General features: G+C 48.6%; 21 protein-coding genes. 3 read left to right on the forward strand and 18 right to left on the reverse strand.

Annotation, left to right across the window (positions count from 1 at the left end):
• Positions 1-129: 129 nt before the first annotated feature.
• From ABJ225_RS17200 to ABJ225_RS17235, 8 genes are all read right to left on the reverse strand, one after another.
• The gene (locus ABJ225_RS17200; protein ID WP_347321187.1) at positions 130-495 is read right to left on the reverse strand and encodes a DUF3899 domain-containing protein; all 366 of its coding nucleotides are present in this window, start codon (positions 493-495) and stop codon (positions 130-132) included.
• A 63-nt stretch (positions 496-558) separates the two neighbouring features.
• Entirely contained in the window at positions 559-2172 is a 1614-nt protein-coding gene (locus tag ABJ225_RS17205) for a peptide ABC transporter substrate-binding protein (protein ID WP_347321188.1), read from the reverse strand.
• Positions 2173-2193: 21 nt separating this feature from the next.
• Positions 2194-3141 carry an ABC transporter ATP-binding protein gene (locus tag ABJ225_RS17210; RefSeq protein ID WP_481900637.1) on the reverse strand — a complete coding sequence of 316 codons (948 nt, stop codon included), beginning with the start codon at positions 3139-3141 and terminating at the stop codon, positions 2194-2196.
• Positions 3141-4157 carry an ABC transporter ATP-binding protein gene (locus tag ABJ225_RS17215; protein ID WP_218246810.1) on the reverse strand — a complete coding sequence of 339 codons (1017 nt, stop codon included), beginning with the start codon at positions 4155-4157 and terminating at the stop codon, positions 3141-3143. Before ABJ225_RS17215 ends, ABJ225_RS17210 begins: the two co-directional genes overlap by 1 nt.
• A 13-nt stretch (positions 4158-4170) precedes the next feature.
• Entirely contained in the window at positions 4171-5112 is a 942-nt protein-coding gene (locus ABJ225_RS17220; RefSeq protein ID WP_347321190.1) for an ABC transporter permease, read from the reverse strand.
• Position 5113: 1 nt separating this feature from the next.
• Positions 5114-6040: an ABC transporter permease gene (locus tag ABJ225_RS17225; protein ID WP_079513972.1), complete on the reverse strand. Its 927-nt coding sequence runs from the start codon at positions 6038-6040 to the stop codon at positions 5114-5116.
• 31 nt (positions 6041-6071) lie between these two features.
• Positions 6072-6920: a M55 family metallopeptidase gene (locus tag ABJ225_RS17230; RefSeq protein ID WP_347321191.1), complete on the reverse strand. Its 849-nt coding sequence runs from the start codon at positions 6918-6920 to the stop codon at positions 6072-6074.
• 22 nt (positions 6921-6942) lie between these two features.
• Complete coding sequence (locus ABJ225_RS17235; protein WP_222115318.1) at positions 6943-7434, reverse strand: Lrp/AsnC family transcriptional regulator; 492 nt, start codon at positions 7432-7434, stop codon at positions 6943-6945.
• 151 nt (positions 7435-7585) lie between these two features.
• Between ABJ225_RS17235 and ABJ225_RS17240 the strand changes: the two genes are divergently transcribed.
• The 3 genes from ABJ225_RS17240 to ABJ225_RS17250 are packed head-to-tail and all read left to right on the forward strand — an operon-like array spanning position 7586 to position 11329.
• Positions 7586-8722 carry an amidohydrolase gene (locus tag ABJ225_RS17240; protein WP_347321192.1) on the forward strand — a complete coding sequence of 379 codons (1137 nt, stop codon included), beginning with the start codon at positions 7586-7588 and terminating at the stop codon, positions 8720-8722.
• 31 nt (positions 8723-8753) lie between these two features.
• Positions 8754-10718 carry a S9 family peptidase gene (locus ABJ225_RS17245; RefSeq protein ID WP_347321193.1) on the forward strand — a complete coding sequence of 655 codons (1965 nt, stop codon included), beginning with the start codon at positions 8754-8756 and terminating at the stop codon, positions 10716-10718.
• A gap of 14 nt (positions 10719-10732) precedes the next feature.
• Positions 10733-11329: a pyroglutamyl-peptidase I gene (locus ABJ225_RS17250; RefSeq protein WP_347321194.1), complete on the forward strand. Its 597-nt coding sequence runs from the start codon at positions 10733-10735 to the stop codon at positions 11327-11329.
• 47 nt (positions 11330-11376) lie between these two features.
• Here the strand turns inward: ABJ225_RS17250 and ABJ225_RS17255 are convergent, their stop codons facing one another.
• The 10 genes from ABJ225_RS17255 to ABJ225_RS17300 all read right to left on the reverse strand — a co-directional run bounded on the left by ABJ225_RS17255 (position 11377) and on the right by ABJ225_RS17300 (position 20212).
• Positions 11377-11910 (reverse strand): hypothetical protein, encoded by a 534-nt coding sequence (locus tag ABJ225_RS17255; RefSeq protein ID WP_347321195.1) that lies wholly within the window; start codon positions 11908-11910, stop codon positions 11377-11379.
• Positions 11911-11988: 78 nt separating this feature from the next.
• The gene (locus ABJ225_RS17260) at positions 11989-12651 is read right to left on the reverse strand and encodes an HAD family hydrolase (RefSeq protein ID WP_347321224.1); all 663 of its coding nucleotides are present in this window, start codon (positions 12649-12651) and stop codon (positions 11989-11991) included.
• 21 nt (positions 12652-12672) lie between these two features.
• Complete coding sequence (locus ABJ225_RS17265) at positions 12673-13353, reverse strand: transaldolase family protein (protein WP_347321196.1); 681 nt, start codon at positions 13351-13353, stop codon at positions 12673-12675.
• A 63-nt stretch (positions 13354-13416) separates the two neighbouring features.
• Positions 13417-13776 (reverse strand): PTS glucitol/sorbitol transporter subunit IIA, encoded by a 360-nt coding sequence (locus ABJ225_RS17270; protein ID WP_347321197.1) that lies wholly within the window; start codon positions 13774-13776, stop codon positions 13417-13419.
• Positions 13777-13819: 43 nt separating this feature from the next.
• A complete protein-coding gene (srlE, locus tag ABJ225_RS17275; protein WP_347321198.1) occupies positions 13820-14815 on the reverse strand; it encodes a PTS glucitol/sorbitol transporter subunit IIB in 996 nt (331 codons plus the stop codon).
• Between the two features lie 15 nt (positions 14816-14830).
• Entirely contained in the window at positions 14831-15376 is a 546-nt protein-coding gene (gene srlA / locus ABJ225_RS17280) for a PTS glucitol/sorbitol transporter subunit IIC (protein ID WP_048004621.1), read from the reverse strand.
• A 4-nt stretch (positions 15377-15380) separates the two neighbouring features.
• Positions 15381-15821 (reverse strand): transcriptional regulator GutM, encoded by a 441-nt coding sequence (locus ABJ225_RS17285; protein ID WP_148985911.1) that lies wholly within the window; start codon positions 15819-15821, stop codon positions 15381-15383.
• Between the two features lie 2 nt (positions 15822-15823).
• Entirely contained in the window at positions 15824-17743 is a 1920-nt protein-coding gene (locus tag ABJ225_RS17290; protein WP_347321199.1) for a BglG family transcription antiterminator, read from the reverse strand.
• Positions 17744-17820: 77 nt separating this feature from the next.
• A complete protein-coding gene (locus ABJ225_RS17295) occupies positions 17821-18621 on the reverse strand; it encodes an SDR family oxidoreductase (RefSeq protein ID WP_148985913.1) in 801 nt (266 codons plus the stop codon).
• Between the two features lie 235 nt (positions 18622-18856).
• Positions 18857-20212, reverse strand: a complete 1356-nt coding sequence (locus tag ABJ225_RS17300; protein WP_347321200.1) for an FAD-binding oxidoreductase — start codon at positions 20210-20212, stop codon at positions 18857-18859.
• Positions 20213-20360: the final 148 nt, after the last annotated feature.

Raw genomic sequence — 20360 nt, forward strand, 5'->3', positions numbered from 1 at the left:
GCCTGCCGAGGAGGCTCACGGGCTACCCGCGGAAAGCGTAGTCTTGCACGGAAATCATGAGCGGTATGTTATTACACAATACCATTTGCTGCTTCACCACAACCTTTTATTCCCAGACGCGATGAGGGGTCAGATGATCAGTATTCCAACCGAAATCAGAATGGAGCAAGCCCCCATGATGAATGTACTCTGGGTGATCCGCGTGGAAAGAGTGGATTTGAAAGCCTGGAAATCATGATCTCTCTTGATCATGTCATCCGTTCGCTCCATGGATCGCGACCTCCTGATCATCCGCTCTCCAATGATCTTAAACCCCGCCACGACAGGTGTCAGGAACCCTGTCTTCATGATCAACGAGCTGACACCCAGGATCAAAAGGCAGAGACCGATCAGAAATGCAGCGTCGGCTAAATCAGCTTTGGATCCAAGCTTCAACCCGATAGCAGCCACCCATCCGGAAACGGTGACCATCGCAAGACCCATCTTCCATTTCATCAAGATCCCCCCTTTTTTATCCTTTCGCTCTCCATCCACCTAAGGAACAGAGAACTGGCCTTGTTATTCCGATACTTTCTCCGCCCATTTCAAGTACGGATAGCGGTTGACCGGATACACGATGTCCTTGAAATTCTGTGCGGTCATATAGTTATTCGTATAGTGATAGATCGGGTTGAACGGCAGGTCTTCCATGAGTACTTCTTCTGCCTGATGAAGGAGATCGTAGCGTTTCGCTGTATCCTGCTCCACCTTGGCGTCTGCCATCAGCTTGTCGTACTTATCATTGACCCAGTTGGTACGGTTGTTCGGGCTGTCTCCGAGGTAGTAGTCAAGGATGACGACCGGATCCACCAGAACCCCGATCCACCCCATTCGGGCCATCTGGAAGTTCTTTTGCTGGGTCGTATCAAGATAGGTCTTCCATTCCTGATTGGAAAGCTTGATATCGACGCCAAGGTTCTTCTTGTACATGGACTGGACGGCTTCTGCGATCTTCTTGTGGTTCTCGGATGTGTTATACGTGAGGGTCACAGCTGGAAGCTCGCTCCAGCCTTCCTCTTTCATACCTTCTTCCAAGAGCTTTTTCGCTTCTTCGGCATTCGATTCGAAATAGGCTCCGCCCTGTTCACGGAAGTCGCCATCGCCTGTATCCACCCCGCCTGGTACAAAGGCATAAGCAGGTGTTTCACCGGCTTTCGTGACGTTTTTCGTGAGGGACTCGCGGTCAACGGCTAAAGTGAACGCACGACGGATTTTTTCATTGGTGAACGGTTCCTTGTCGACATTGAACATGTACATATATGTTCCGAAGTATGGCACTTCACTATATTCCTTGGAGTCCTTCTCCTGGGCTACCACATCAGACGGAAGGGTCTGGATCAAATCCAATTCTTTCGTTTTGAACATCTGATAGTAGGTGGTAGCGTCATTGACCATCTTGTAGGTGACTTTATCAAGATTGACGACTTTGTTATCCCAGTATTCCTTATTCTTCTCAATGACCACTTCACTATCATGCTTCCAGTTCGTGAGCTTGAACGGTCCGTTGCTCACATACGTGTCGGCGCCTGCCGCCCAGTTTTTATTTTCTTCGACGGTATCCTTCTTCACAGGATAAAACGTCCACATGGTCAATAGTTCATCGAAGTAGCTGAGGGGAGCTTCGAGGTCCACAACAAGCGTATTTTCATCTTTCGCTGTTACGCCTACATCTTCCACTTTCCCTTTGCCTTTGTTATAATCCTCGGCGCCTTTCAGATAATAAAGGTAGAATGCGAACGAACTTCCTGTATCAGGGTTCAGCACGCGTTTCCATGCATATTCGAAATCTTCTGCCGTGACATTGCTGCCGTCGGACCATTTGGCATCGTCACGAATCGTGAAGGTATAGGTTTTCCCATCTTCTGATACATCTGATTTACTTGCCGTTCCAAGGACCGGTTTTCCTTCTTTGTCCTTCGTATACAGTCCTTCGAATACATGGTCCATCACCCATCCGGATGTGGTATCGGTGGCAAGAGCCGGGTCAAGATCAGGCGGCTCACTCATGGCATTGACCGTAATTTCCTGTGCCACCTTTCCATCGGCTCCGCTTCCTGACTCCTTACTGCTGCAACCCGCGGCCACTAGGGCGAGGGATGTGACCAAAAGCAAACTCTGTGTCCATTTTTTCATCGGGGTTCCTCCTTCAATCATTTAATATAGATGACACGCTGTCCAGTGGTTCTTTTCTACTTCTTTCCACTCCGGTACCTGCTTCGCACAAATCTCCGTCGCATGGGGGCAACGGGTCCTGAACCGGCAGCCGCTCGGCGGGTTCACAGGGCTCGGGGGATCCCCTTCAATGACAATCTTCTCTCTTTTCGCTGCAGTTGGATTCGCAACGGGGATGGCTGAAAGCAGAGCTTTCGTATACGGGTGAAGAGGGTTGCGAAACAGTTCATCACTGTCTGCAAGCTCCATCATCCGGCCGAGATACATGACTCCGATACGGTCGCTGATATGCTTCACCATTCCCAGATCATGGGCAATGAAGAGATAGGTGAGCTCCTCTTCCTGCTTCAGGTCCTCCAAGAGGTTGATCACCTGGGCCTGGATGGAAACATCGAGGGCGGAAATCGGTTCATCGGCGACGATGAATTTCGGTTCCACCGCCAGGGCGCGGGCAATGCCGATCCGCTGACGTTGTCCACCACTGAATTCATGAGGGTATCGCTTGGCGTGCTCCGGCTTCAAGCCGACCTTTTCAAGGAGCTCATACACCCTTTCCTGACGGGCTTTACCCCTCGCCAATCGATGAGCATCAATTCCTTCAGCAATGATATCCCCTACCCTCATGCGGGGGTTCAGGGAGGCGTGGGGATCCTGAAAGATCACCTGGATCTCCCGGTTAGCCCGCTTCTTCTCTTTCTTATCGAGCTTGGTCATATCGCGACCGTTATAATGAATCGTTCCTGACGTCGGCCCCTCTAAACCTACGATCGTCTTCCCGAGGGTGGACTTCCCGCTTCCACTTTCCCCGACGAGTCCAAACGTTTCACCTTTCTTGATCTGGATGGAGATATCATCGACCGATTTGACGACGGCTCCCTTTCCAATCGGATAATGCTTCTTCAGCTTGTCTACTTCTATGATGTGGGTCATCACTCTTCCCTCCCTGCGCTGACAAGTTCCGTGAGTGCCGGGGTCCTTGGATCGTTCAGCCAGCACTTCGCTTCATGGCCTTCCCCTATGGCAAAGGCAGGCGGCATCTCTTCGACACATACTTCCATGGCGTACTTGCAGCGGGGAGCAAACGGACATCCCTTCGGCGGAGAAAATAGGTCAGGAGGTGTACCTTCAATCGGGACAAGCCGCTCCTTTTCTGCTGCCTCAATATCAGGGATCGACTCCAGCAGCCCCCAGGTGTATGGATGCTTCGGACGATGGAACAGCTCTTCGACGGTGGCCGTCTCCACGATCAGCCCACCGTACATGACGGCTACACGCTCGGCCGTTTCGGCCACGACACCGAGATCATGGGTGATGAGGATGATCGACGTACCCATCTCATCCTTCAGTCCCTTCATAAGATCGAGAACCTGGGCCTGGATGGTCACATCAAGGGCCGTGGTCGGTTCATCGGCAATCAGGATTTCAGGATGACAGGCAAGGGCGATGGCAATCATGATCCGCTGCCTCATCCCGCCACTGAATTCGTGGGGATACTGTTCGTAGCGTTCGGAAGGGTTCGGAATCCCTACCTTCCTGATCATCTCGACAGCACGCTTCTTCGCTTCATCCCGTTTGACGCTCTGATGGGTGATGATGCTTTCTTCGATCTGCTTCCCGACCTTCATCGTCGGATTCAGGGACGTCATGGGATCTTGGAAAACCATGCTGATCCGGGATCCTTTGACCTTCTGCATCTCCCGTTTGGAAAGCTTCAGGAGGTCCCTCCCGTCAAACAACACTTCCCCTTGCTTGATCCTTCCCGGAGGGGTTGGGATGAGCCCCATGACGGCCTGCACCGTCACACTCTTCCCGCTTCCGCTCTCCCCGACGATGGCGAGGATCTCTCCTTTGTTCACATGGAAGGATACGTCCCGTACTGCCTGGACCTCGCCTCCGTATGTTTTAAAACCGACTTCCAGATGGTTGACTTCAAGTAGACGTTCCATCCTGTTCACCTCCTTATTTAGTCGATTTAGGGTCCAGTGCGTCTTGAAGACCGTCGCCAAACGCATTGAATGCGAACATGGTGAGGGAAATCATCAAGCCTGGGAAGAATAGACGCCACCACTGGCCGCTTAGGATGACACCAAGTGAATCGTTTGCCATTGTCCCCCAGCTGGCAAAAGGAGCCTGGACACCGAGTCCGAGGAAGCTCAGGAACGATTCGGCAAAGATGGCCTGTGGGATCGTGAACGTCAAGTTGACGATGATGATCCCGGCTGTGTTCGGAATGAGATGCCGCCAGATGATCTTTGAATGGGAGGTCCCCAGTTTTTCTGCCGCGAGTACATATTCCTGCGACTTCAGCTGCAGGATCTGTCCCCGGATGATCCTCGCCATCCCTACCCAGCCTGTGACGGAAAGGGCAATGATGATGGACGTGATGCCTGGTTCCATGATGACCATGAGGAGAATGACGATGAGCAGGTAAGGAATGCCATACAGGATTTCCACTATGCGCATCAGGATGCTGTCTATGCGGTCACCGACCTTGCCGCGGCCTGCCATGTAGCCGGAAATCCCGCCTATGGTCACACCGAGGATGATATCAATGGCAGCAGCAATGAGACCGATGGTCAGGGAGACTCTTGCTCCGTACCAGGTTCGTGACCACACATCCCGTCCGAGGTCATCCGTACCGAACCAGTGATCCCCGTTCGGCGCAATATTCGTTTTCTCAAGGTCCTGCCCTGCTGGGTCATACGGTACAAGATGGGGTCCGAAGATACCTAATAGAATGATGACGAATAACAGTGATAGCCCCAATATGGACATCTTGTTCTTGATCACATTCAGGAGCATTTCCTTCCATACGCTCATGCTTGGGCGTTCGGCTGCTTCCTGTTCTGTTTTGTTGGCTAATGGACGGAATAGGGAGTCGTCGACTCGTTTGGCTTCCATGTTACTCCCCTCCACTCGTAAGTTTTATTCTCGGGTCGATGAATCGGTAGGATATGTCGATCAAGAACAGGGTGACCACCAAAAGGGTGCTGAAGAAAATCGTCGTCCCCATGATGACGGGATAATCCCTGTTGAAGATGCTGTCGACGAAGTAGCGGCCGATACCCGGTATGGCAAAGATCTTCTCGATGACGAAGGTACCGGTGATCAAAGCGACGAACAGCGGTCCGATAAAGGAAATCACGGGAAGGATGGCGTTCCGGATCCCGTGCCTGATGACAAGCTTGGTCGTCGATAACCCTTTGGCATCGGCGGTCCGGATGTAGTTCTGGTTCAGCACCTCGAGCATGCTTGAGCGCATGAAGCGTGCGATGACGGCGAGTGGTGTCGCAGCCAGGGCCAGTGACGGAAGGATGGAGTGCTGCCATGTTCCCCAGGAAGCGACGGGGAAAATGCCCCATTCTACTGCGAAATACTTGATCAGGAGCGGCGCCAGGATGAAGCTCGGAACCGATATCCCGATGATGGCGATGAACATGGACAGATAATCCAGTGCCCGATTATGATGGAGCGCAGCCACAATGCCGAGCAACAGACCGAACGCCAAGGCGATGACAAGCGCCTGCAGTCCTAAGAGGGCCGATGCCGGTGCTCCTTCTGCAATGATCGTATTGACCGAACGCGTCTCCGACTGGATGGAAATGCCGAGGTCAAAAGTGGCCAAGTCCTTCATATATAGAAGATACTGAACGGCAATCGGCTCATCGAGATTGTATTTCGCTCGCATATTCTGCAGCACTTCAGGCGGCAGGACATCGGCATCCGAAGCAAACGGATCCCCCGGGATCATCTTCATGATCAGGAACGTCAAACTGGCAATGACCCAGATGGTCATCAGCATGGTGAACAATCGTTTAACTATGTACATCCACTCACCTCCAAGGTTTTTTTGTTCTGTATCAGGCGTTCACACTGCCGAGCACACCATTGGTCGCCGACATGGCAATGATCACACATCCCCACATATGCTTGTACGCCGTGACCATGTCATCACAGGTGAAACGGATGCTCCTCGGCCCGGTCAATTCCACCGTCGGAAGCGTCGTAGTCATCATCGCCTGCTGTGATCCCTTCAGTACAAGGTCGAAGGTGACGGGCCCCTCAGTTTGCAATGGTACGCCCTGTTTGGCTTCTTTCACGGCTTCTTCCGCTCTTTCCCGGATTTCCTTCCGTGCCACTTCAGGGTGGAGAAGCTCGGCTGCGAATCGGTCCACAGCACGTTTTGTGACGGCTGCTTTCACCGAAGGCAACGTTTCCTTCACTTCTGCGACGTACGCATCGTCACCCGAGATGAAGATGGCCGGCACGCCGAAGCTTCCTGCCACGAGAGAATTCATCTCTGTTTCCCCGACAACCTGTCCATTGATTTTCATTTCATTTACACAAATGCCGGCAAGCGTATGGCTGATGACCGCTCGTTCCGATCCCGCTTCACGGCCGTGGTGGCCGACGAACATGATGCCGTCGAAGCTTTCATCCAGTCCTTCCAGCTGACACATGACGCGGTTGTTGCCGGATACGAGAGTCGCACGGGGATCCAGTTCTTCGATTAATAGATTCGACATATTCCCGTGCCCGTCGGCTACGACAACGGCCGTTGCCCCGCCATTATATGCTCCTTCAATGGCCGCATTCACATCGGCGGTCATCAGGTGCCGGAAGCGCTGATATTCAGAAGGCGTCTTCAGCTGCTGATTGGTTGCCACCCCTGATATCCCTTCCATGTCTGCAGAGATAAAGATTTTCATAGGAAACCCTCATTTCATTTTTTTATAAGTATTCAAACGTATTCTTATAGTTTTCGAGCTGGATGATGGTGTTATAGGAAATCACCCCTTCGATCTTATCCAGCTTGAAGATGAAGTCCCTGATGTCTTCCTGATTCTGGACGTTGATCTGGATCAGGAGGGGATACTCTCCGGAAGTGATTGTAATATAGCGTACCTCCCGGATCTGGCTGAGGGAGTTTTTCACCTTCTCGATCATCCCTTGTCCCACCTTCAGCTGTATAATCGCGCCTGCCTTTAACCCCAAGGCAATCGGATTGACGACACCAACGACTTCAATGATTTCGTTTTGCACAAGATTTTTATACCTGAGCCGGATGGTTTTTTCTGTTACTTCCAGTTCATTTGCTATTTCAGAAAAAGGAATTCTCCCATCCCTCGATAGCATTTTGATAATTCCACGATCTAATTCATCGATCTGATAGTCCACTTGCTTCCCTACTCCCCGAACGTATTTCTCAAACTTATTACCCATATCAGTACAGAATCTGAAATTAACGAACATTTACAATACTAAATTTTTCAATTACTATCGTTATAAGGAAATTTTGAGTATAGAGGGTATTATATAAAATAAATTTTCAGAAAGCAATGATAATTCTGGATAATAGGAGGGAATTTATTTCATGATAGCTTTAACGAATGTAACAGGGGTAGACGGGACAGGAAGGGAACTGAAGAATTCCATCATTCTCATTAAAGAGGGGAAGTTCGTATCGGTGGATGCTGATTCCGTACCGGAAGGATATGAAGTGATTGATGCCGCGGACAAGTATTTCACACCGGGGCTGATCGACGTGCACACCCACCTTGGGGTCCATGAAGAGGGACTTGGGAAAGAAGGACAGGATTTCAACGAAACGAGCTCCGCCACCACCCCGGGCGTCAGGGCGATTGACGGGATTAATCCTAAGGACCGCGGATTTGAAGATGCAAGACGGGCAGGGGTCACGACGGTTCAGGTCATGCCGGGAAGCGCCAATGTGATCGGCGGGGAAATGTGCGTACTGAAGACGGTGGGGGACATCGTCGATAAGATGGTCATCCGGAATCCATCGGGTCTGAAAGCAGCCACGGGAGAAAATCCGAAGCGATTCCACGGGGAAAAGGGCCGGATGCCTACGACGCGTATGGGCGTGGCCGGCCTCCTGCGAAAAAAGTTCATCGAGGCGCAGAACTATAAGAAGAAAGTATCATCAGGGGAAAACGGCCGCGATGCCGAACTCGAACCTATCGTCAAAGTGCTGGATAAAGAGATCCCATTGCGGGTCCACGCACATCGCGCCGATGATATCGTGACGGTGCTGCGCCTGAAAAGGGAGTTCGGATTCGATGTGACGATCGAGCACTGTACGGAAGGTCACCATATCGCTCCGTTCATCGCGAAACACGATGTTCGCGTATCGGTCGGACCGACCATGACGCCGCGTTCCAAAGTGGAGCTCTCCGATAAGGGATGGAACACACTCCTCGCCCTTGCCGAAGCTGATGTACCGTTCTCGATTACGACCGATCACCCTGTAATTGCCATCGAGCACCTGATGACGAGCGTGATTCTCTCCGTGAAATACGGACTGACCGAAGCGCAGGCCATGAAGGCCATCACATCCGATGCCGCCAAGCATCTCGGCGTAGATGACCGGGTAGGGACCGTGGAAGCCGGCAAGGACGCGGATTTTGTCCTCTGGAACGGGACGCCGTTCGACCTCAGGAACCAATTGGAACACACCTATATCAACGGAGTACGAGTTTTCGGTGAGTGACCGTACCCGTCATTATAAGGAGGACATCAAGATGACCAAAGGACTTTTATCCAAGGATCTACTCGACTTTTCGTTCATTTCCGATCCCCAGATTTCACCCGACGGCAAACGGGCCCTGTTTGTCAAAAGGACTGTGCTCAATGACGAACGTTACCGGTCCAATCTGTATCATATCAACCTCGTGACCGGAGAGATTTCTCCCTTCACCCAAGGAGACGCTTCCGATACGCAGCCAAGGTGGTCGCCCGACGGAAAGAACATCGTATTCGTGTCGGACCGGTCAGGTAAACGCCAGCTTTGGCGCATCGCCGCGGACGGAGGAGAAGCAAGAGAGGTTACCTCGTTCAAACATGGTGCTTCCCAGCCAGTCTGGTCGCCTGATGGAAAGAAGATCATCGCCACGGTTCCCTTACAAGAGGGTAAAGGAATGCGGAAAGCGGAAGAAAACAAAGAAGAATCAACGCTCAAGCCCTTTATCACCACGAGCATGCAATATAAATCCGATGCCGAAGGATTTTCCGATGGCACCTATCGCCAGCTTGTCCTTATAGACCTTGAAACGGGGACGGAAACCGTGCTGACAGGCGGACCGTATGACCATGGAATTCCGGCCTTCTCACCCGACGGATCCACGGTAGCCTATTGTGCCAACCGCTCTGCCGATCATGAGAGGACCTTCTTCTCTGACGTTTATGAGCTCGACTTGGAAACCCTGAAGGCGGAAGTCCTCACCAGCGGCGACCTTCGTTTGCGCTTGCCGAACTATTCACCGAAAGGAGATACCCTTTCCCTTCTCGGAGATGATATGACATATGCCGGTTCAACGCTCACAAGGGTTTGGACGCTTGATCGAAAGACGAGGGAATTGACTTGTCTTACTGAGGAATGGGACGTGGAATGCAGCGATGTGGCCATCAATGATATGGGGACGGGGACGGCCGGCGGTGCCCTATGGTCAAAGGATGGCCATGCGCTGTACTTCGCTGCGAGCGACCGCGGTGCCACCAACCTTTACCGCATAACATTGGAGCGTGAGATCACCACGATCATCGATGGGAAGCGTCAGGTGTACGGCTTCAGCATGGACTCCGCTCAGGACAACATCCTGTTTGCCGTCAGCCAATATGATATTCCGGGAGATCTATTCATCCTGGATTCTACTGGTGAGAAGAGACTTTCGTGGGAAAACGAGGATGCTTTAAAGGATATCGAGCTCTCCATCCCTCAAGAATTCCCGATTCAGCCAGAGGCCGGAACGGTTCTTCAAGGATGGATCATGAAGCCTGTTGGCAGCAATGAATCGATCCACCCCCTTGTCGTGGAAATCCACGGTGGTCCCCATGCCATGTACAGCTACGGATTCATGCACGAGTTTCAGGTGCTTGCATCCAAGGGGTATGGCGTCCTTTATACGAATCCGAGGGGAAGCCACGGGTACGGTCAGACCTTCGTCGATGCCGTCCGGGGCCAGTACGGGGGGATTGATTATGAAGACGTCATGACGACACTGGACCAGGCGCTCGAGACCTTCGACTGGATCGATCCAGATCGCCTCGGTGTCACCGGAGGAAGCTACGGCGGCTTCATGACAAACTGGATCGTAGGTCAGACTGACCGCTTCAAGGCAGCCGCCACCCAGCGCTCGATCAGCAACTGGATCTCCTTCTTCGGCGTCAGCGATATCGGCTATTACTTTACGGAATGGGAGCATAAGACGACCATCCTCGAGGATCCCGATGAGCTTTGGCGCATCTCCCCTTTGCGCTATGTGAAGAACGTAGACACACCGCTCCTGATCCTTCACAGCGAGAACGACCTTCGCTGTCCAATCGAGCAGGCGGAACAGCTGTATATTGCATTGAAGCAACTGAAGAAAGAAACTCGTTTCGTCCGGTTCCCGGAATCCAATCACGAGCTGTCACGAAGCGGCAAACCAGGTCTGAGGCTCATCCGCCTCGATGAAATCACCGATTGGTTCGATCAGTATCTGAAATAAAGGAGAGATGCGAGATGAACGTCTTACTCACAGGATTCGAAGCCTTCCTCGGCATGGAGTCCAACCCGACTGAGATCATCGTCCGTCAGCTGGACGGATCGACCGTTGCCGGGAACACCATCATCGGAAAAGTCCTTCCCGTCGACTTCACCCAGTCGGCGGGCATCCTCCTCGACGCCATCAAGGAGCATGAACCTGACGTCGTCCTGTCCCTCGGACTTGCTGCAGGAAGGAACCGCATCACCCCAGAGAGAATCGCCATCAACTGCATGGACGGAGAGCCCGACAACGCAGGAAACCGCTATGACGGGCAAAAAATCATCGAAGATGCCCCCGATGCGTATTTCTCGACCCTGCCCATCAAGGAGTTTGAAATGGCGCTCCGCAAGCAATCACTACCCGCCGATATCTCAAATACGGCCGGGACCTATCTGTGCAACCAGATCATGTACGCCGCCAGGCATCATATCGAAACACATCAGCTGAAGATCCGCTCAGGATTCGTCCATATTCCGGCGCATCACGGGCTTGCTTTGGATAATAGGAAGCTTTCGTCTTGGTCTGTAGGGGATTTAGTAGAGAGTGTGCGGGTGATGGTGGGTATTTTGTAAGATTTGTTAAACGAAAAGCGGGATGCTTAAGTGCTCCCGCTCTTTTTTTATCTCATTCGTTCTTTTTTCGGCCGGCCAAAACCTGAATACATACTCTTCAATTGCTCCGGATTTTGGAGGATATACATGTATCGGTGCAGGTATGTAGCTATGTACGCCATGATCAGGATCAGTACAGAGTACGCTGCAACCAATACCATCATCTTAAAGGACTTCGACACGGTTAAAGAAATCAAGAATTGAGCCGCGATGTATCCCATAATTGACGCAGTAATGATCGGGGACAGATTGAAGCTTGAAGGATCCTCATCCAGCCTGTCATAGGTCCCGGAATACAACATCCGGTAATTGAAGATTTGAAAAAATACGAGAGCAGCAACCAGAAGGACGGCACTGATCACAGCATAAAGCGGCCCCTCCACTCCTACATGCACATACATTAATTTTTGGGAAACGATGAAATATAAGTAAGCTACGGCGACACCCAACACACCCATGTATAAGAAATAGGATCTTTCAAACTTAAATGGTGCCACGAGGTAGACGATCCCCCACATATTCATGAGTATGACTGGGATCATGCCCGCCCAGAAGAATCCTCTATGAAAAGGAGTCTGCCGAGATAGACCCTACAGACTCCTTTTTAGTAGATCCTATTTTCACTTGCGTACACTTTTCCCCACTATGTCAATTACATCTGAAAGATTTCTCTCTTTCATACTTCTCAACATCAAATCAAAACCTTCAAACGTAAGATGTTCCGTGATCCTATTGGTGACAATCACACAATTTAATCCTGCAGCAATAGCTGCCTTTGAGCCGTTTAGTGAGTCTTCGAATGCTATCGCTTCAAAAGGTTTGATTCCTAACCGAGAGGTGACTTTATGATATAAAGCAGGGTCAGGTTTCACCTTTTCTACATCATCAGCTGTTTGAATGCTATCAAAATAATGAAGGAGGTCCAATTTACCTAGGAAAGTTTCTACCCATTTTCGGTTAGAGCTTGAAGCGAGACCGATTTTAAGTCCAGATTTCTTAGCGTCTTCAAGGTATTCGGTTACTCCATCACGTGAGACAGGTTCTTCAAGCTTCCCTTTGTGCAGAGCATGCGATTTTTTCATCAGTTCTTCAATCGAGATTGGGTGCCTCGACTTTGTTCGGATAAATTCATATAGATCACCAGAATCTGTCCCTATATAAGTGGCATATTCCTTAATAGGCATTTCGCTTGGACTCATATTAAGTAGCTCGCAAAAAGATTCATACAAGGCATATTCTGTATCGATAATCAGGCCATCAAAATCAAAGACAACTGCTTTTATCATCACGTATTCCTCCTTCCATCATTCAGCTTCGATGGTCAAGTGCTCTTCGCCGTAAAGACTGACCCAGTCCCGTTTAAAGTCTTCCACATTACTTGAAATTGAAGGGATTTTGATGAATGATTCCATCAAGTCTGGTGCTGCCGTTACACCATGTGCTCCTGCCAAGCAAACCTGTTGGATTTGCTGGACATTCTTGAAGCTCGCGGCCAGGATTTCACATTTCAACTCATGTTTTCGGAAAATCGCTTCGATTTCTTCCACTACTTTGACACCATTCCCTGATAAATTATCGATTCGATTGACATAAGGGGCGACAAAGTCAGCACCAGCCTTTGCAGCAAGGAAGGCGTTCATTGGTGTATATACCGTAGTGGCTAATGTCCTTATGCCTAAAGAATGTAAATGCTTGATGGCCTTAATTCCTTCCATCGTGACAGGAATTTTGACTACTACTTTTCCAGATAGCGCGTTTACTATGGACTCTGCCTCTTGGATTATTCCCTTTGCATCAGTAGAAATGGTTTGGACAAATAAGTCTTTATCGTCTCCAATGAGACTTCTGATCTCCCTGAGTAGCGGGAGGAATGGTTTCTTTTCCTTTACAACTATACTGGGGTTCGTTGTCACACCATCAATCGGGAAGTAGTCCACTAGTTTCTTAATCCATTTTGTATCTGCTGAATCGATGACTAATCTCATTCTTATACCTCCAAAAAAGCTTAACTATTGGAGTTCCAAAAGTTAAGCTATGAAATTGTCTACTTATGAATAGATGGAAATGCTGTCTCCAGACTGCACCAAGCCGATTTCGCTATCTTCCAAATATAATGTACCCGGGAGCTCTGCTGCTGTAGAGCCGTCAAATTTCAAGGTGATATGTCCTAGCGTGGACAAATTTTGTTTCACTGCTTCCCCAACAGCAGTCACTTTATATGTTTCTTCACCTATCTTAAGGGTATCGCCTGCAAGGATCTCTCCATCCACGCCGTTCAGATCAATTAACAGGCAGTATTCAGCCAATTCTGCAGGAGCATTTTCTCCAAATAGAATGTACATTTTTTCACCTAGGAAATCCGTTACAGACCCGCCAATACCAGTAATGGTCGTTTCAAATTTTGTCATATTCTTTTCTCTCCTTTGTACTGACTCTTTCTCTTTCACTCCATTAATCATATAATCCGAAGCTTGCAAGCCAAGCAATGAATACGGTCGGAGCCCCCGTCAAGAAACGCGAGTAAAGAACAGAAGGAACTCCTACTTCTACGGTTTCCACCTCTGCTTCGGCCAGGCCTAATCCTACAGGGACAAAATCCGCTGCCGCTTGAGCGTTTATGGCAAACAATGCTGGAAGGGCAAGATGCGGTGGAATATTCCCTTTACCGATCTCTACACCAATTAATGTACCGACAACCTGTGCAATAACAGCCCCTGGTCCTAAGAATGGAGATAAGAGAGGGAAAGAACATACAAGAGCTATGACAATTAATCCCCACACGGAACCTGCAAATGGCGATAAGAACTTAGCAAATACATCACCAATACCCGATTCAAGAATGACACCGATCAACATAGCGACAAAAGCCATGAATGGAAGGATCGTCTTAAGGACTGTATCAATGGCATCCCTACCAGCTTGATAAAATACGCTAGTGATCGATCCCATGGCCATTCCGACTCTTGCCATAAGTCCTTTAGGTTTTTGTTGTTCACTGATCTTTTTATCAGAACTATACTTTGGTTGTTTAATGGTCGCTTCTGAAGTATCGTCTTGAACCGGTTGAACATTTGTACCTTCAGCAAGCTGAATCGTCTCTACCTTTACTCCTGAAACGTAGATATCTTCCGTAATATGCTTTGCCAATGGCCCGCTTTGTCCTGTTGGCATAATATTAATGGTCGGAATTCGTTTCTGGGGGTATAGGCCGCATCGCAACGTACCTCCACAGTCGATGATGACACACGCCATTTCACTTTCAGGTACAGTGGTCTTAAACCCATCGACCAGTTCGCACCCAGTTAGTTCCGCTATCTTGTCTGCGATTTCCGGTCTTTGTCCACCTGTGATATAAACTACTTTATTCTTCTCAGCTGTCGGGGTAATGGTCAAAGGCCCACCAAAACCTCCGCTTCCTTTTGATACCTTAATGGATTGATAACCCATCTGTTCCACCACCCTCTACAGTTTTACCGTATCTTTAAGTTTTACATTTTGTTGCTTCGCTACATAAGCCGTCGTCATATCGGTAACCCATCCCCGTAAGAAGTTTGTGAAGATGCCGACTAGGAAATATCGCAAGGCAAGTTCTGTCACGTCATGCCCTAATGTCGTAATACCTGCTGCGATCCCCAGGAAGACAAAAAGTTCACCTGGATTTACGTGAGGGAAAAGTCCGTTATGGGTATGACACGAGTAAGATGCCGCAGCATAGTAACTTGGTTTATGTTTTTCAGGCAGAAATCTCCCCAGTGACAATGTCATTGGATTGGCTAATACAAACGTTCCGATGATTGGGAGAATAAAATACCGCGTGAAGGGGTTTTTTCCTGATTTTCTTGCGAGTTTCTCGACTCGTTCTTCTCCTACAAGTCTTACAAGCGCATTCATTGCGACCAACAACATGATCAGCAATGGGACAATGTCTGTAACCAGGTTAACAAAGGTTTCTCCACCAGTACGGAACAGGTTCATGAAGCCTTCCGCAAATTTAATCACAATATCCATTACGTCACCCTCTTCTCATATCTTTTTTCTTAGGCATTAAATAATCAATCCAGCCTTTTTTCACTTGCAGCTCTCCGCCGCTTGCGATAATGTCATAGCTTCTTAATGCATCTTGAATGGCTAGCCTCGTCAGCTTGTTATGCTTTTCTAGATCTTGTTGTGAAATCTTGAGTAAATACTTTCCTTCAAAACCATCTAACGGCTTCACCTTCGAAAAGACTGTAACTCCCTGCATCTTAGCCGCCTTCAAAATTTTATTCTTTTTATCTATGGTGAACATCACTACGGTACCCGCCCGGAATTTACCGGTTCGCTTCCCTATCGCAACTCTTCCTAGCGCTTTCATCTCAGCATATTTTTGATTAAAGTGTTTGATTTGTACAAAACCCAAAATGCTTTGGATGAGCCAGGCAGCCCCAATTAATACAATTAAGTAGATTAGCATGATTACACTTCCTCCCAGCCTCGATCAATCATGGTAATGAAATCTTCATATGACTTCACTTGACTCAGTTGATCGATCATCTGCTTTTGGTTTACTACAGAAATAATTTCGTCATAGATCTTCACAATGAGATCCTCATTGTGGTCTTTTGGGGTGTCAGGTAGTCCTAATAAAAAGACAAGACTTACGTTCTTCCCTTGTTCAATTATTCCGTCCGGAAAAACCCCGATAGCCAATTCGATATGATCAGATTGATAGTGGAATGTATGGGGAAAGGCAATACCTCCCTCAAAGATCATGGATCCCTTGGCTTCACGATCCTTTAACCGTTTGGTAAATCCCTGATCAACTTTCTCCATCCTCACCATCTCACTCACCATGTAATGGAGAGCTTGATCGTAGGTTTTGAACTGATCTAACCTGAAGAAAGTATCTGTTTCCAGCAATTGCGCCATTATGGATGTGCGAGGTTCACCATGGATATTGAAACGCTGAGTGTAGATGGCCTTTTCAATTTCCTTTTTCACTTTTATCTCATCAAAAATTTCGGTAATCTGTATCAAAGGTACATCGAGCCTGAAGGATAATGAAATTGTAGAAAATACCATGTCGTACCTATTTAAGATATCCTTTGTTGCATCCCTTTCCGCATAGAGATCGATCTGTGTACCATCATTCAAGAGGCCTTCTAGCTGAATGGCTACTAACTTAGCTGTCCCTCTTCCTGTCCCACAAACAACTGCGGTCCGTGTAATGCGGTTAACCTTGCGTTTGCTTTTTCCTATAAAGACCCCGAAATAATAGGCAAGGAACCCAAGCTCCTCTTCTGGTACATCGAGACCATACCTGCTATGGACAACTTCCCCAGCAAGTTCAGCCATTTTATATGCAACTGGGTACTTTGCCTTTACATCAGGTAATCCCTCATTTTTTAACCGCAATCCAAAGATCAGCCTGTTGAGCATGAATGTTAAATGATATTGCAGGTCTTGGAAGAAGCCCTTATGTTGAGGTATGACATCCTTACTAAAGCCGACTTGCTCAATCATTTGTTCCAGAAGCTTTTTGACATCCTCCGTAATCGTGATGTCTGCCAATGTCCTATTGCTTGTGGGCGTTCTCCTCCCGGCAATTGGGATGGTGATGAAGAGTACTTCTGATTCAGGAATTGTGATGGGTAATCGGCTCTCAATCGCTTTTGCCACCCTGGCTGCAATCTCATAATCAGATGTTCCCTTTAATAACTCATGCTTCTCTTCTAACTCATGGAGTGGGTGCCCTTTTAGAAATCGATCAAGCATAATAGTGGTGAATTCCAACAGTTTTGTTTGCGTCGGAGTCTCGAGATTGAATTGATTTGTGATTTCCTCAATGGCCGAACGAATATCATCGTCTATCGGGTAATGGCTATAGAGTGAATGATACAAGTGATCCAGGACATAAAAACGCAAATCCAATTCTCTTCCAACGAGTTCCATGCCCCGATTAGGGGTACCTTGAATAAGCAGTTGATAGGATTCCAGGGATACAGCTGCTTTTTTCAACTCATGGACTAAAGTCGTGCGCCCAAGATGCATGTCACTTGCCAGATCTTCTAATGTGTAAGCTTCTTCTTTATTCATTAAACGTTCCACAATGAATCCAATACGGTTTTTAGGATTCATCAAGTTCGTAGCGTTGGTGCGATCCTCTAATTCTTGGAGCGCTTTCACGTCATGGATAATAAGTCTGAATCCTTTGCCCCGTTCGTTATCGAATGTTGCAACGCCTTCAAGATCGCTATTTAGTTGTTTAATATAATTCCGTACCGTCCTAGTTCCTACTCCTAGAATGGTTGCTAGTTCATCCAAGGAATGATAGGTTTTTGTCCTGGCTACAATAAGCATCTGTGCTGCGCGTTCTTCTACTATTTTGTCAGACATTCTATCACCTCTTTTATAATGGTTACCGTGGAAACATCACTTAGCCCGGCAACCAAAAGAGTGTAGCCTTATTGTTGTCAGCCCCGTGATTTCCCACCTGAAATATTAAACGTCGTCCCAGTTGCATAACTTGAACGATCTGATGCTAAGTACGTCACAAGATCAGCAATCTCAGTCAGCTTTCCTTCCCTACCAAGAGGAATAGATTTGCTGTAGTCCGTTGAAAGTCCGTCAACGGTCACCCCTCTCGTATAGGCCAAAGCTTCGTTATAGGCATCTGTACGGAGTCCAGTGGTTTCAATGATTCCAGGAGCGATCGCGACCACACGAATACCGTGTTTACCGAGTTCCTTTGCCCACGCTCTAGTAAAAGCAATAACTGCACCTTTGGTAGCGGAATAACAGCTCTGACCTGCAGATCCTTCCTGACCCGCTTCAGAGGATACGTTAATGATGACACCACTTTTCTTTTCCACCATTTTTTTAGCTGCAGACTGCGCAAAAAGAAAAGGGCCTTTCTGATTAACGGCTACCATGAAATCAAAGTCCTTCTCGCTTAATTCATATTCAGGATGTTTTCCTTCAGTGTCGACTAACAGTCTTGGAAGGTTAACACCAGCATTATTCACGAGTATATCGACCGATCCGAACCGTTCAACAGCTTTCTCAACCGTTCTGTCAACGCTTTCTTTTTTGGTGACATCGCACGGAATGAAGTATGCACCATTTTCCTGGTATCCCTCTTCACCGCGCAAATCCGCTACGACTACTTTCACACCATTCTTCAAAAGCTCTTCTGCAATATGTAAACCAATGCCTGAAGCACCGCCCGTGACAATAGCCACTTTTTCATCAAGACCCAACCATGTGTTGCCCATTATTATTCCTCCTCTAACAAAAGACCTATTAAATACAATCTCAGTATAGTGTCAAAGGGAATAATAATTAATACGGTCTTTTTCACTCATTAGTGAAAAAGACCGTATTATTTGAAAAACACAGAATTCTTAAAGCAAGAATCGAAAAGGAGCCCCTTCCGTACTATCTCTATATTATTATATTATTTTTGAATAATTTTGAGAAAGAGAAATTTATCAGATACCTCTTAGCTCCTCACTTCAACCCCTGCGGAAACGTAAACACATTGAACGGGTCATATTTTCGATTGATCCGGTTGAGCGCCGGGGCGTTCCCTCCAAAATACTCCCTCTCATAGTTCGGTAGATTGCTAATGGGAAAATTAACAAACGATCCCCTCGTAATGGGTTTGATGGATCGGAAACGTTCCTGGACCCATTCGCGGTTGACCTTGGCGACACAGTCGTCCGTCCAGACGGATTGAATACCGAGGATATAACGGGCCTCACGGAAGAAAAAGGCGGTATCCCGTTTTCCGACGCTTTCAATGGCACCGCCCAGGGCATAGAACGAAACGGCGGTGTAGACGGACCCTTCTGCGGGATGTTGGACAAGGTCAGCGATTTTTGAGAGTTCCTTCTCTGAGTAGTCCCTCTGTACGAATCGACCTGTGGACTTGAACTTTTCTGATGGAGGATAGGTCGCCTCCACCTTCTTCACGGCTTCCAGGAAAGAGGATTCTTCCAGCTCTTCCCGGTATCCTTCCACCGCCCGGAACGGTTGGAGGAGTGCACTTGCTTCTGCCGGTGTCCCGTAGAAGAACCCCCGCGCGAATATGCCGAGTCCTTCCCCTTCGGCGTTGTAGAAGCTTGCTACGACGGTCATACGGGGATCGAGGTCCGGAAGCCACTTTTGCCAGATATCCATGACGTTTGCCTGTTTGTCCTTTGTGGTGCCGATATAGAAAAACTGAACCAATGTAACGGTTGGATTGGTTGGTTCCGGCAGCTGAAACGTCATTCCGACCACGACGCCGAAGTTCCCGCTCCCTGCACCACGGCATGCCCAGAACAAGTCGGCATTCGTGTCCTTATCTGCCTTGATCAGCTTCCCCTGATCGTTAACCAGTTCCAATTCAACTAAGCTATCGCACCCGAGTCCGAGAAGCCTGCTCGAGTATCCCCAACCTCCCCCGAGGGTAAAGCCGGACACCCCGACCGTCGGGCATGTCCCACCGGGAAACGCATAGCCGTTGGAGCCGACAAAATCATACACGGCAGTGTTCTTCGCACCGGCCTCCATTCTGAGGAGATTCTTCTCACGATCCAGCTCGAGCCTGTTCAGACGGCTGATATCGATGACGAGGACACAGTTGCCCGTGGAATATCCCTCATAGTGATGCCCGCCCGACCGGATGCGGATCGGTACACACCGCTTCCTCGCCCAGCGTACCGCGTTCGCTACATCCTGCTTGTCCCCACAGTAGACGATGACAAGTGGGAATTTATTGATTGCCCGGTTCCACTCCTGGCGGGACTCTTCATATTCTGGCGATTTCGGGGTCACAATTTCACCCGTCAGTCCTTCAAAAAACCATGATTCTAACTTCATACCTTTCACCTCTATGAATACTTATAACTACTAGTATCGTATTCATGGCTGGTAGAAAGGTGCGGGGAAGTCCGGTACTATGAGGTGAAGATTACCTTCTTGTCAAGACGGGAACCCTGTGCTATAGTACCTGTAAGCGTTTTAAACA

Source organism: Rossellomorea sp. RS05, from assembly GCF_039822645.1.
Classification (GTDB): Bacteria; Bacillota; Bacilli; order Bacillales; family Bacillaceae_B; genus Rossellomorea; species Rossellomorea marisflavi_B.

What these genes read in the sequence shown, in the direction of transcription:
- ABJ225_RS17200 (WP_347321187.1), bottom strand. Translation starts at nt 495, where the DNA reads ATGAAATGGAAGATGGGTCTTGCGATGGTCACCGTTTCCGGATGGGTG.
- ABJ225_RS17205 (WP_347321188.1), bottom strand. Translation starts at nt 2,172, where the DNA reads ATGAAAAAATGGACACAGAGTTTGCTTTTGGTCACATCCCTCGCCCTA.
- ABJ225_RS17210 (WP_481900637.1), bottom strand. Translation starts at nt 3,141, where the DNA reads ATGACCCACATCATAGAAGTAGACAAGCTGAAGAAGCATTATCCGATT.
- ABJ225_RS17215 (WP_218246810.1), bottom strand. Translation starts at nt 4,157, where the DNA reads ATGGAACGTCTACTTGAAGTCAACCATCTGGAAGTCGGTTTTAAAACA.
- ABJ225_RS17220 (WP_347321190.1), bottom strand. Translation starts at nt 5,112, where the DNA reads ATGGAAGCCAAACGAGTCGACGACTCCCTATTCCGTCCATTAGCCAAC.
- ABJ225_RS17225 (WP_079513972.1), bottom strand. Translation starts at nt 6,040, where the DNA reads ATGTACATAGTTAAACGATTGTTCACCATGCTGATGACCATCTGGGTC.
- ABJ225_RS17230 (WP_347321191.1), bottom strand. Translation starts at nt 6,920, where the DNA reads ATGAAAATCTTTATCTCTGCAGACATGGAAGGGATATCAGGGGTGGCA.
- ABJ225_RS17235 (WP_222115318.1), bottom strand. Translation starts at nt 7,434, where the DNA reads ATGGGTAATAAGTTTGAGAAATACGTTCGGGGAGTAGGGAAGCAAGTG.
- ABJ225_RS17240 (WP_347321192.1), top strand. Translation starts at nt 7,586, where the DNA reads ATGATAGCTTTAACGAATGTAACAGGGGTAGACGGGACAGGAAGGGAA.
- ABJ225_RS17245 (WP_347321193.1), top strand. Translation starts at nt 8,754, where the DNA reads ATGACCAAAGGACTTTTATCCAAGGATCTACTCGACTTTTCGTTCATT.
- ABJ225_RS17250 (WP_347321194.1), top strand. Translation starts at nt 10,733, where the DNA reads ATGAACGTCTTACTCACAGGATTCGAAGCCTTCCTCGGCATGGAGTCC.
- ABJ225_RS17255 (WP_347321195.1), bottom strand. Translation starts at nt 11,910, where the DNA reads ATGATCCCAGTCATACTCATGAATATGTGGGGGATCGTCTACCTCGTG.
- ABJ225_RS17265 (WP_347321196.1), bottom strand. Translation starts at nt 13,353, where the DNA reads ATGAGATTAGTCATCGATTCAGCAGATACAAAATGGATTAAGAAACTA.
- ABJ225_RS17270 (WP_347321197.1), bottom strand. Translation starts at nt 13,776, where the DNA reads ATGACAAAATTTGAAACGACCATTACTGGTATTGGCGGGTCTGTAACG.
- srlE (WP_347321198.1), bottom strand. Translation starts at nt 14,815, where the DNA reads ATGGGTTATCAATCCATTAAGGTATCAAAAGGAAGCGGAGGTTTTGGT.
- srlA (WP_048004621.1), bottom strand. Translation starts at nt 15,376, where the DNA reads ATGGATATTGTGATTAAATTTGCGGAAGGCTTCATGAACCTGTTCCGT.
- ABJ225_RS17285 (WP_148985911.1), bottom strand. Translation starts at nt 15,821, where the DNA reads ATGCTAATCTACTTAATTGTATTAATTGGGGCTGCCTGGCTCATCCAA.
- ABJ225_RS17290 (WP_347321199.1), bottom strand. Translation starts at nt 17,743, where the DNA reads ATGTCTGACAAAATAGTAGAAGAACGCGCAGCACAGATGCTTATTGTA.
- ABJ225_RS17295 (WP_148985913.1), bottom strand. Translation starts at nt 18,621, where the DNA reads ATGGGCAACACATGGTTGGGTCTTGATGAAAAAGTGGCTATTGTCACG.
- ABJ225_RS17300 (WP_347321200.1), bottom strand. Translation starts at nt 20,212, where the DNA reads ATGAAGTTAGAATCATGGTTTTTTGAAGGACTGACGGGTGAAATTGTG.